We start from the raw sequence: 11944 nt of genomic DNA on the forward strand, positions 1-11944 counted from the left end.
CAAATTAACGAGAATACGGTTAGTTGTGTACTTAAGTGGAGCTGGTTTTATAAACCGGCAAACAAATTAAGTGTATATAATTTATACTGAATGTTCAATTGAAATCATCTTGCGCGGTGCTTTTATTTTAGTTAGCAGTAAATAGCGTGAGTTATGGATAAGGAATCAGACCAGCCCGAACGGATCGAGCAGAGCTACTAATAGCGCGCTATTGCGCGAACTGCGGATAATTTGTTCAGATTTTAGTTTTCTATATTTTGTAGCACAAATGCAATTCACCTATTTAATTTATTTAGTATTTGTAGTATACTGACTGGTTAATTTAACTACTTTAATGAGAATAAAATGCCTTTGAATATTGTGCAGCAATCATTAACGTTTGATGATGTTTTACTTATTCCTGCACACTCTTTAATTCTTCCTAAAGATGTGTCTTTAAAAACCAGGCTAACTCGCACGATCAATTTGAATATGCCTTTAGTATCTGCAGCCATGGATACCGTGACTGAAGCACGTTTAGCCATTGCTTTAGCTCAAGAAGGTGGTATTGGTATTATACATAAGAATATGACGATTAGTGCCCAAGCAGATGAAGTTCGTAAAGTGAAAAAATTTGAAAGCGGTATGGTTAAAGATCCGGTGACGGTAACTCCAGATCTTACCGTAAGGGAACTATTGAATGTCATGACCAAACATAACTTTTCAGGTGTTCCAGTGGTTGATGGTCAGAATTTAGTCGGGATTGTAACCAGTCGTGATATTCGGTTTGAAACCAATTTATCTTTAACCGTTGCCAAAGTAATGACTCCTAAGGAACGTTTAGTCACTGTTAAAGAGGGGGCCGGCCGTGAAGAAGTGCGTAGCTTGTTGCATAAACACCGTATTGAAAAATTATTGGTAGTGAATAAAGCTTTTGAATTATGTGGCTTAATTACAGTTAAAGACATTCAAAAAGCAAAAGAAAATCCTTATGCTTGTAAAGACGATTCTGAGCAATTGCGTGTTGGCGCAGCTGTTGGTGTAGGTGAGAGTACTGATGAGCGTGTTGCGGCTTTGGTTGACGCTGGCGTTGATGTCATTGTCGTTGATACAGCTCATGGTCATTCTCAAGGTGTAATCGACCGGGTACGATGGATCAAAAAACATTATCCTGATGTGCAAGTGATTGGTGGCAATATAGCCACAGCAGCCGCTGCACGTGATTTATATGAAGCGGGTGCGGATGCCGTTAAAGTAGGTATAGGCCCTGGTTCTATATGTACTACGCGCATTGTAACCGGTGTCGGTGTACCACAGATTAGTGCCATCGCTAATGTTGCTCAAGAGCTTAAGGGTAAAATTCCCTTGATTGCTGATGGAGGCATTCGTTTTTCAGGCGATGTATGCAAAGCATTAGCCGCAGGTGCGGATACCGTCATGTTGGGAAGTATGTTTGCTGGAACAGAAGAATCTCCAGGTGAAATTGAGTTATATCAAGGCACTACCTATAAAAGTTATCGTGGTATGGGTTCAATTGGCGCAATGGCCTCTGCTCAAGGTTCAAGCGATCGCTATTTTCAGGATGCTACATTAGGCTCTGAGAAATTAGTTCCTGAAGGCATTGAAGGGCGTGTTCCCTATAAAGGATTAGTACAAACGATTATTCACCAAATATTAGGCGGTTTGCGTTCATGCATGGGCTATACTGGATGTGAAACAATTGAACAATTGCATACCAAAACTGAATTCGTACAAGTAACTAATGCGGGAATGCGCGAGTCACATGTACATGATGTCAGTATTACCAAACAAGCACCGAATTATCAGGTAGACAATTAATGAATGATTTAAAAGAACATCCCTTGCTTATTCTTGATTTTGGTTCTCAATACACGCAATTAATAGCCCGGCGTGTGCGTGAGCTAGGTGTGTATTGCGAAATTCATCCTTTTAATATAGAGCAAGAGCAATTCACCCAACTTAATCCTTGTGGCGTAATCCTATCGGGTGGTCCCTCAACGGTTACTCATCATGCTAATCCCCGTGCGCCAGAATGGATTTTTACTGCTGGGTTGCCCATATTGGGCATTTGCTATGGTATGCAAACCATGGCAGTACAATTGGGTGGCGACGTACAATCTTCTTCCGTAAGAGAGTTTGGCTATGCGGAGTTAAAATTACATGGCCATAGTCAGTTATTTTCCCAAATCGAAGATCGAACCTCTGCTGAGGGTGAGGCCTTATTAGATGTTTGGATGAGTCATGGCGATAAAGTAACTGCTTTACCACCAGGGTTTAAGGTTATTTGTGAAACGCGTAATGCACCAATTGCTGGAATGGCTGATGAAAGTCGCCATATGTATGGTTTGCAATTTCATCCAGAAGTAACCCATACTTTACAAGGACTACGTGTCTTACAACGTTTTGTTGTTGATATTTGTAAAGCGGCTACTAATTGGACTTCTGAACTTATTATCGATGAAGCAATCCATAAAATTAGAGAACAAGTAGGAACGGAAAAGGTACTTCTTGGTTTATCTGGAGGGGTTGATTCTTCGGTGGTTGCTGCTTTATTACATAAAGCAATTGGCGACCAATTAATTTGTGTTTTTGTTGATACCGGCCTGCTGCGCCTTAATGAAGCTGATGATGTCATGAAGATGTTTGGTCAGCATATGGGAATTAACATCATTGCCGTCAATGCGGAAGAAAAGTTTTTAGGCGCACTTAAAGGAATCACTTGCCCGGAAGAAAAAAGAAAAATTATTGGTCATACCTTTATTGAAGTATTTGATGAAGAAGCACATAAAATTACGGGCATATCCTGGCTTGCCCAAGGGACTATTTATCCTGATGTGATTGAATCGGCAGCAACGAATATTAATGGCGCTTCAGTAGTTATTAAATCGCATCATAATGTGGGTGGTTTGCCTGAAACATTGAAGTTGAAATTATTAGAACCTGTACGCGAATTATTTAAAGACGAAGTACGCAGCATTGGACTTGAATTAGGTCTACCTCACAATATGGTATACAGGCATCCATTTCCTGGGCCTGGCTTAGGGGTACGAATTTTAGCTGAAGTCAAAAAAGAATATGCGGATATTTTACGTAAAGCAGATGCTATCTTTATTGCAGAGCTGCATAAAGCGGGCCTTTATCATAAAGTTAGTCAGGCATTTGCGGTGTTTTTACCCGTCAAAAGTGTCGGTGTGATGGGGGATGGACGTAAATATGATTATGTAATTTGCCTGCGTGCAGTGGAGACAGTCGATTTTATGACTGCGCATTGGTCGCATTTGCCTTGGGAATTTTTGGGGCAGGTATCCAATCGAATTATTAATGAAGTCGACGGTGTTTCGCGTGTGACTTATGATATTTCTGGGAAACCACCAGCTACTATTGAGTGGGAATAGGTCACTGATACTCTATAATCCCTATATGTTCCGCGGCTTGTCCGCGGAATCCAGAGATGTAAACGAAAAAAATGAACGATCAATACTGGATGCAGCAAGCCTACGAACAAGCTTTCCTTGCACAAAATGAAGGTGAGGTGCCTGTTGGTGCTGTATTGGTTAGTAACGAAGGTGAGCTATTAGGGGCAAGTCGAAATGCAGTACAAAATAGTCACGATCCTTCAGATCATGCTGAGGTACGCGTTATTAGACAGGCCGCGCAACAGCTAAAAAATCACCGCTTATTAGATACTACTCTTTATGTAACTCTTGAACCTTGTCCTATGTGTGCCGGTCTTATAGTCCATGCACGGATTAAACGAGTGGTTTTTGCAACCCGCGATTTTAAAGCCGGTGCGGCGGGTTCTGTATATAACTTATTACAAGGTTATCCTTTAAATCATAAAGTACAAATTGATGAGGGGATAATGCAGTCAGAATGTGCTCTTTTATTATCTGATTTCTTTAAAGCCTGTCGCTGAACTATGAGGTTGTGGCAATGTTAGATGTAAAAAATATAGGGATGCAGTTTGGTCCAAAATCTTTATTCATGGATGTGGACTTAATTTTATTACCCACACAGCGCTATGGGGTTGTTGGTGCAAATGGGACAGGTAAATCGACGTTTCTCAAAATCTTATCAGGTGAGGAGCAGCCATCACATGGTTCGGTTGAAAAAGCGAAAAGTCATAAGATAGGGATTTTAAAGCAAGATCATTTTCGCTATGAAGACGATCGACTTATTGATGTGGTTATTCGTGGAAACCCTGTTTTATGGGATGCACTTACTGAAAAAGATGCACTCTATTCTAAAGAAGTATTTACTGAGGAAGATGGCTATCGTCTTAGTGAATTAGAAGAAATCGTGATGAATGAAGGGGGGTATGAAGCAGAGTCCAGCGCAAAAAATTTATTATTGGGCCTGGGCATCGCTGAAAAATTTCATTTTGGCCCCTTGAGTGCTTTATCTGGTGGCTATAAGTTGCGTGTTTTATTAGCTCAGGTACTTTATCAGCAACCAGACATTATGCTCCTTGATGAGCCAACAAACCATTTAGATATTATTTCTATTGCCTGGCTTGAAGAGTTTTTGAAAACATCTTTTAAGGGGTTATTGATTTTTATTTCTCATGATAAGAGTTTTCTTAATAACTTATCTACGAACATTCTCGATATTGATTATGATACGGTTATGGATTATCCAGGTAATTATGATAAGTTTTGTTTAACGAAAGAAGAGCGTTTGCGTTTAAAGCAAAGTGAACTGAAAAATCAGGAAAAACGCATTGATGCCTTGCAAAGTTTTGTCGATCGTTTTGGCGCCAAAGCAAGTAAAGCGGGTCAGGCTGCATCTCGTCAAAAAATGATTGATCGCATTGAGTTGGTTGAAATCAAAGACTCTAATATTTCCAAACCCTTTTTTAATTTTCATCAGAGACGACCATCCGGTAAGTCTGTAATTAACGTAGAGCAATTGCATAAAAGATTCGATGAGCGCATCCTCTTAAAAAATGTATCGTTTAGCATTCAACGTGGTGACAAATGCGCTATTGTTGGACCTAATGGTATTGGCAAATCAACCTTATTGAAAATTTTATTGAACGAATTGCAGGCAGATCAAGGTGATTTTGAGTGGAGTGATACAGTGAGTGTGGGTTATTTTGCCCAAGACTATCGTACCCAATTGAATCCTGAACAAACCATATGGCAATGGATGGAAGATACGGTTGCTGCTCCTTCTCAGGAAATCAGAAAAATACTGGGGCAAGTCTTATTTCGTGGCTCTGACGTGGATAAAAAAATCGCGGTATTAAGTGGTGGTGAGTCGGCGCGCTTAATTATGGCCAAACTTATTTTGGAAAAACATAATGTTTTAATTTTTGATGAGCCAACCAACCACTTGGATCTTGAATCGATTGATGCCTTAATTGAGGCAATAAAGGATTTTCCTGGTGCCGTGTTGTTTGTGAGCCATAATCGTTACTTTATTGATTATATTTCTACGCGGGTTCTGGTATTAACCGAGCAACATGGGGTGCAAAATTATTTGGGTAATTATAATGATTATCTGGAACAGTTTGGAAAGGATTATTTAGCAACCACGGAATAAGCAAATAGCGTGTAGGTTGGACTGTAATGACCATAGCTGTCAAAGTTAAGAAAAAAGTTCTTTAATACTTTCCAGAACCGTTCAGACTGAGGCGGCATTTATGCCGTCTCGGAGCCTCGTGTCAAGATGTGCAAGGCTTCGAGACAGCGCTAAAGCGCTTCCTTTGTCTGAACGGAGCGAGGTTATATCAGAAAAAATCCTTAGCTTGATGGTTATGGCTAGCTAAGCCCACGACTCGAAGTTAAGAAAGTTCTTGGATCAATCTTTGTCGTAAAACTTCTTTTTCCTCACTCGTAAGTACCTGATTTTTCTGATTTGTAATATAAAACATATCCTCAGCACGCTCACCAGCGGTGACAATTTTTGCATTATGCAAATGAATATTAAATATTAAAAATACTCTGCTAATCGTTGCCAATAGTCCAGGTCTATCACCAGTTATGAGAAATAAGCGAGTATGATTATTCAGTAGATCATCATGGTAATTAATCTGGGTTTTCACCTTAAAGTGAGCTAAAAGACGTGAGCGTCTTTTTTGAGACACAACAGGCAGCTGATCATGCTGGGCTAAATGCATGCATAAAGCGCGTTGGATATCCGCAGATCGTTGCTTATCGAAAAATGCTTGATTTTGTTCGTCCAGGATAATGTAAGTATCTAAATCAAATTGATTATTGCAGGTACTAATCATGGCTTCCTGAATTGTAACATGGTGATTGCTTAGAACTGAGGTCGTAATGGTAAAACGAGCATCGCGGTGGGGCATGTAAATAAATACTTCAGTTCCACCTTGACTATGATGCGGCATAATCATGACTAGCGGAAATTGATTGCAAGTTAATATGGCTTTGGTATGTCTGGCGATGACTTCAGGTGATTCGTGTAGAAAATATCGGTCTTTAAATTGTGCCCATAATTCCTCAATGGCTTTAGGTGATATACCTTCAGAAAGCAGAATGGTTAATGCATATTGTTTGCGTACTGTGATTAATGCTGTTTCATCCATCAACTCTTGTTCTTTATGCAACAGGTGCTTGGCCGCGCGATACAGCTCCTTTAATAGCGAATCTTTCCATGCATTCCATAGATGAGGATTTGTGCCGCAAATATCAGCTACGGTAAGTAGATACAAGTAATCTAAATAATGGGGTTGTGGCAACAGTTGGCAGAAATTTTTAATGGTCGTCGGATCGTAAATATCTTGTCGTTGCGCTGTTTGTGACATTAATAAATGATTACGAACAAGCCAAGTGAGTAAATCACAGTCTTCTTTTTCTAATTGGTGATTTTGGGCAAAATACAGTGCTTCAATAGCTCCAAGCTCCGAATGATCTCCGCCTTGTCCCTTGGCAATATCATGAAATAAGGCGCTTAAATAAAGAACCTCAGGTTTTTCCAAGGTAGGTATGATTTGCGCACATAGCGGAAATTGCTGGGCATAATGTTCTTGTTTAAAGCGCGCTATATTACGGATCACAAATAAAGTATGTTGATCTACGGTAAATACATGAAATAAATCATACTGCATTTGCCCGGTTACTAGCGCAAAACATTCAAGGTAATGGGCTAAAACACCGTAGCGATTCATATATTGTAAGGCTTCGTAGGGGCCATTATCTGTTTTTAGAATATCCATAAACAATTCAGTTGTTTCCAGTGACATTTTAAACCGTTTGTTTATCAAATAAAGTGATTCTATGACTAAGCGAATGGTACTGGCCCGCACCCCTTCAATGTCTGGACGTTTTGCAATCCACAAGAATAATTTGAGTAAAGCCTGGGGATTTTGGTTGAATACACGTGTATTACGCACTTCAATATAATGGTTCGATAATTGAAAATCATTATCCAGATGCAGTAGTTTTTGTTTGGGGGGTTGAGCAATGGTTTCATCAAACCATTGTAATAACATTTCGTTGAGTTCACGGTTGCGTTTGATGACTTTAAAATAATCTTTCATAAACTGTTCTATGGCTAAGGAATGGGGAGCATCCTTATAACCAAAGAAATTAGCCAATTTGATTTGGTAATCAAAAGAGAGACGTTCTTCTGCTTTTTCAGCTAAGCAATGTAATGCAAAGCGGACGCGCCAAAGGAAATGTTGGCAATGCATCAGTTTTTCATATTCTTTGTCGGTAATGAACCCATAAACGATACCATCAGCTAATTTTTTAATGTTGAAGTGACGTTTACCAATGCTGAGCAAAATTTGCAGATCGCGCAACCCTCCTTGACCGTATTTGACGTTAGGCTCTAGGTTATAGGCTGTCTCACCATATTTGATATCTCGTTTTTTTTGTTCCTGAAGCTTAGCTACAAAATAATCTTTGCTCGTCCACATGTGCAAAGGATGAGTTTGGTACATTAACTCTTCCATTAATGAGCCACGGCCGCATAATAAAAACATGTCCATAATACTGGAAATAACGGTAACATCGCGACTTGCCAATTCAGCACAAGAAGAAACACTAGTAATTTGATGGCTTATTTCCAAGCCTACGTCCCAACAATCCTGTATGAATGTTTGTGCACGTTGTAATTGGGCTTTGGAGATTTTATCAGTGTGTAATAATAATAAATCAATATCGGAATAAAGCAGAAGTTCTCGTCGTCCATAACTGCCTAAGGCAAGGAGACAAAAATTGTCTCCTTTATCGAGTTGATTCTTATTGAAAAGGGCGGTGATGAGCTCATCGATGAAGGTTACTAACTTACGAATAATCGTTGTGACATTAGTTTTTTGATCAAATTCTTCACGCAGCTTTTCTTTAAACTGTTTAACAGTATTTTTAATAAGTTGATTATCGTTCTTCATCGCGTAGAGTCAAAATTTCTACACCGTTATCAGTAACCAATAGGGTATGTTCCCATTGGGCAGAAAGGCTGTGATCCTTTGTGACGACGGTCCACTGATCAGGCAATAAACGTGTGTGGTATTTTCCTACATTCACCATTGGTTCTATGGTAAAGGTCATACCTGGTTCTAATTTCATTCCAGTTCCGGGTATACCGTAATGTAATACTTGGGGATCTTCATGGAAGATACGACCAATTCCATGACCGCAATAATCACGCACAACTGAACAACGATTTTTTTCAGCATGTTGTTGAATGGCATAACCAATATCGCCTAATTGAACACCTGGCTTAACCATATCAATACCAATAAATAAACATTCGTGAGCTACTTGTACTACATGTTTTGCTTTGACGGAAGGAGTTCCAATGATAAACATTTTGCTCGTATCACCATGATATTCATCTTTAATTATAGTGACGTCTATATTAAGGATATCGCCATTTTTTAATGTCTTTTTCCCGGGTATTCCGTGGCAGACCACATGATTCACCGAAGTGCATATGGATTTTGGAAAGCCATTATAATTCAAAGGCGCAGGAATAGCCTTTTGAACATTTACAATGTAATCATGACAAATAGTATTCAGCTCTTCAGTGCTAACGCCTTCTTGCACGTAAGGTCCAATCATTTCAAGAACTTCACCGGCAAGTTTGCCAGCAACACGCATTTTTTCTATTTCGTCAGGAGTTTTTATTGTAACGGCCATGTGGTGAATCCAAAATTGTTAATTAATTTTTATTCCAAAGAGTACTTTTGGAACAGAAGCTATATTAACATAATTGATTATAGAGCAACAGTATTTGTATTTTCCAGAGGTAAAATCCCACATAAAAACATAGCATAAAATGAACAAAAAAATGCCAATTTTAATGTGAGCTTACATGCTATGGAGAATAATTGATTTTTTTTATGCTTCAAAGACTATACTTTAATTATCAGCGCCATGTTTATGTTGTATTTAAACAATGAATGTATGTCTAACGGATTAAGGAAAAAATATGAAAACATATCTGCGTGCTTCAATAGCCACTTTATGTTTATCCATTAGTAGTCTTGCTTTTGCATATGAGCATGGTGGCGGTGGTTATCATAATGGTGGCTATCACCCTAATAATGTATATAATAATGGTAATTACCATGGTTATCATAATAATGTCTGGTATGATGATGGTTTGAACGATGATGCATCTGCTAATGTCGTTATTGGTGTTCCTGAGGGTGGGTATTATGATCCTTCATGCCAAACGGCACAAACTTGTACTTCAGATGGTGAATGCATTACGCAGCAAAACTGTAATTAACATGGATTTTAATTGAGAATTTATGAATAAATACAATTTTAAATGGGCGGTGATTGGCGCAGGACCTGCAGGGATGGCTGCTGTAGGAAAATTATTGGATAATGGTATTTCTCCTGAGCACATTTTATGGATTGATCCGCATTTTAACGTAGGCGATTTAGGCGCTTTTTGGCGAAATGTTTCGAGTAATACCAAAGTAAAATACTTTAAAGACTTTTTACTAGCCGTTGACTCCTTTAATTATCAAAATGCCCCAGATTTTGAACTCAATCATTTATCTGAAGATACAACCTGTATGTTGAGCTATGTTGTTGAGCCCTTGCAATGGGTCTCTGAGCATTTAGAGCAGAAAGTTCAAGCAATCAAAACGACCATACATCATATGTTTTTATCCGAACGAGTTTGGACTTTATCTTCGGCTAATGAACGTTACACCGCGCAAAATGTGATTTTAGCTACTGGTGCCTTACCATCATCACTAAATTACCCAGGTCTTAATGTTATTTCATTTGATACGGCAATAGATAGAGAAAAGCTTGCAGCGGTTGTGAATCCTAATGAAACCTACGGTGTATTTGGTTCTTCACATTCCGCCATTATTATTGTGCGCTATCTTGTCGAGTTAGGTGTTAAAAAAGTAATTAATTTTTATCGTTCTCCTTGCCGCTATGCCATCGAGCTAGATGATTGGATCCTTTTTGATAACACCGGGCTTAAAGGACAAACAGCCGTATGGGCTCGTGAAAATATAGATGGTGTTTTACCGGAAAATCTTGTGCGTTATAATACCTCTGAACCCAATATAGCCTGTTTTTTACCTGAATGTGATCAAGTGATTTATGCCGTTGGTTTTGAACAACGTAAAAATATTGTGATTGGTGATTATGAAGACACGCGACATAATCCTCATGTAGGGATTATAGGTCCAGGTCTATTTGGTTTTGGTATTGCTTATCCTGAAACTAAAACAGATCCATTCGGCAATGTAGAATCCCAGGTGGGTTTATGGAAATTTATGGTCTATCTCAATAAAGTAATGCCGATTTGGTTTAAATATCCTACATAATTTTTCTTACAACCACCCCTGTAATGTACTGTAGATTTAGTTTATTAGAGCGAATCTACAGTTATTTCTCGATTTCTCTTCAAAATTTCCCTGATCCATCAAAAATTAGATGAATTTTTAGTGTATACCCGAAAAAAAATTTGTAAACTATGCGCCAATATTGAGGAGAGCTATTATTTTTAAAACGATTCGTCCTAGCTATTGGTCCAGTGAAGTTAGTACTTTATTATGCAGCCTTTTTTTTACCTTAGCATGTAACAGCTCTTTTTGGGCTGAGTTAGTGCGTGGCAAAGCGTTAATGATGCCACATACGTGGTTTATTGTTTTATGTACTGCGATTGCGATTACCGGTTTGCAATGGTTTTTATTATTACTTGTTATTAACCGTTGGACTTTTAGATGGTTCATGATCAGCCTATTTCTGGTTACTTCAATTGTTGTCTATTTTATGATGACTTTTCACATATATATTGATTCAACCATGGTTAATAATGCGCTAGGCACTGACTATCAAGAAACAAAAGAGTTACTCCAATGGCGAATTATTCCCTATTTTTTACTATTGGGAATTTTGCCATCCTTACTTGTATGGCGTATTCGAATATATAAAAGAAGCTTGCCCTCTTACTGGGCAGGGCGTTTGGGCTGCATATTTTTATCATTTCTTATGTTTTTTGGGGGCGGCTGGGCTGCCTTTAATGATCTGGGGCCAATACATCGGGAACGAAAAGAAATTGTTTTTTTAATTACACCATTAAATATATTTGCTGCTTCGGTGAAAGTGTATAAGAAAGCACATAGAAATAATGCCAACCAGGAAAAAATTGTAATTGATAATGATGCGTACCAAGTTCCTCGTCCTGCGACCAGCAAGCCACGAGTTATTATTCTTGTGGTGGGAGAAACCGTGAGGGCTGCTAACTGGGGGCTAGATGGATACCATAGACAAACAACACCTGAACTTGCCAAACACCAGATTTTTAATTTTAGCCAGGTAAGTAGTTGTGGTACGTCTACAGCGGTTTCTTTACCTTGTATGTTTTCACCATATGGTTTTCATGCATATGATGAACAACGCATTCATCAAAGTGAATCTTTATTACATCTTTTACAGCGTAGCAACATTTCCATATTGTGGCGTGATAATCAGTCTGGATGCAAAGGGGTATGCGA

General features: G+C 38.8%; 9 protein-coding genes. 7 read left to right on the forward strand and 2 right to left on the reverse strand.

The annotated features are described in order from the left end of the window. Nucleotides 1-345 precede the first annotated feature (345 nt). The 4 genes from guaB (at nucleotide 346) to LDG_RS12465 (ending at nucleotide 5544) form a co-directional block, all read left to right on the forward strand. Nucleotides 346-1818: an IMP dehydrogenase gene (gene guaB / locus LDG_RS12450; RefSeq protein WP_006871741.1), complete on the forward strand. Its 1473-nt coding sequence runs from the start codon at nucleotides 346-348 to the stop codon at nucleotides 1816-1818. Beyond that, nucleotides 1818-3395: a glutamine-hydrolyzing GMP synthase gene (gene guaA / locus LDG_RS12455; protein ID WP_006871742.1), complete on the forward strand. Its 1578-nt coding sequence runs from the start codon at nucleotides 1818-1820 to the stop codon at nucleotides 3393-3395. The genes guaB and guaA overlap by 1 nt, the downstream gene beginning before the upstream one ends. A gap of 71 nt (nucleotides 3396-3466) precedes the next feature. Continuing rightward, a complete protein-coding gene (gene tadA, locus LDG_RS12460) occupies nucleotides 3467-3916 on the forward strand; it encodes a tRNA adenosine(34) deaminase TadA (protein WP_006871743.1) in 450 nt (149 codons plus the stop codon). 17 nt (nucleotides 3917-3933) lie between these two features. Then, nucleotides 3934-5544 (forward strand): ABC-F family ATP-binding cassette domain-containing protein, encoded by a 1611-nt coding sequence (locus LDG_RS12465; RefSeq protein WP_006871744.1) that lies wholly within the window; start codon nucleotides 3934-3936, stop codon nucleotides 5542-5544. A gap of 241 nt (nucleotides 5545-5785) precedes the next feature. Here the strand turns inward: LDG_RS12465 and glnD are convergent, their stop codons facing one another. Both glnD and map read right to left on the reverse strand, forming a co-directional pair. Next, nucleotides 5786-8359: a [protein-PII] uridylyltransferase gene (gene glnD / locus LDG_RS12470; RefSeq protein WP_006871745.1), complete on the reverse strand. Its 2574-nt coding sequence runs from the start codon at nucleotides 8357-8359 to the stop codon at nucleotides 5786-5788. After that, complete coding sequence (gene map, locus LDG_RS12475) at nucleotides 8346-9110, reverse strand: type I methionyl aminopeptidase (RefSeq protein WP_006871746.1); 765 nt, start codon at nucleotides 9108-9110, stop codon at nucleotides 8346-8348. The genes glnD and map overlap by 14 nt, the downstream gene beginning before the upstream one ends. Nucleotides 9111-9402: 292 nt before the next feature. Here map and LDG_RS12480 point away from each other — a divergent pair, with 292 nt between their 5' ends. The 3 genes from LDG_RS12480 to LDG_RS12490 all read left to right on the forward strand — a co-directional run. Beyond that, nucleotides 9403-9705 carry a hypothetical protein gene (locus LDG_RS12480; RefSeq protein ID WP_006871748.1) on the forward strand — a complete coding sequence of 101 codons (303 nt, stop codon included), beginning with the start codon at nucleotides 9403-9405 and terminating at the stop codon, nucleotides 9703-9705. A 22-nt stretch (nucleotides 9706-9727) separates the two neighbouring features. After that, nucleotides 9728-10771, forward strand: a complete 1044-nt coding sequence (locus LDG_RS12485; RefSeq protein WP_006871749.1) for an FAD-dependent oxidoreductase — start codon at nucleotides 9728-9730, stop codon at nucleotides 10769-10771. Between the two features lie 160 nt (nucleotides 10772-10931). Next, the coding region (locus LDG_RS12490; RefSeq protein WP_233491535.1) for a phosphoethanolamine transferase at nucleotides 10932-11944 on the forward strand (1013 nt) is incomplete at its 3' end.

Origin of the sequence: Legionella drancourtii LLAP12 (genome assembly GCF_000162755.2) — a bacterium.
Lineage (GTDB): Bacteria > Pseudomonadota > Gammaproteobacteria > Legionellales > Legionellaceae > Legionella > Legionella drancourtii.

Bases quoted from the DNA above. Each gene is read 5' to 3' on its own strand.
- glnD (WP_006871745.1), bottom strand. From the start codon at position 8,359: ATGAAGAACGATAATCAACTTATTAAAAATACTGTTAAACAGTTTAAA.
- tadA (WP_006871743.1), top strand. From the start codon at position 3,467: ATGAACGATCAATACTGGATGCAGCAAGCCTACGAACAAGCTTTCCTT.
- guaA (WP_006871742.1), top strand. From the start codon at position 1,818: ATGAATGATTTAAAAGAACATCCCTTGCTTATTCTTGATTTTGGTTCT.
- LDG_RS12485 (WP_006871749.1), top strand. From the start codon at position 9,728: ATGAATAAATACAATTTTAAATGGGCGGTGATTGGCGCAGGACCTGCA.
- guaB (WP_006871741.1), top strand. From the start codon at position 346: ATGCCTTTGAATATTGTGCAGCAATCATTAACGTTTGATGATGTTTTA.
- LDG_RS12465 (WP_006871744.1), top strand. From the start codon at position 3,934: ATGTTAGATGTAAAAAATATAGGGATGCAGTTTGGTCCAAAATCTTTA.
- LDG_RS12480 (WP_006871748.1), top strand. From the start codon at position 9,403: ATGAAAACATATCTGCGTGCTTCAATAGCCACTTTATGTTTATCCATT.
- map (WP_006871746.1), bottom strand. From the start codon at position 9,110: ATGGCCGTTACAATAAAAACTCCTGACGAAATAGAAAAAATGCGTGTT.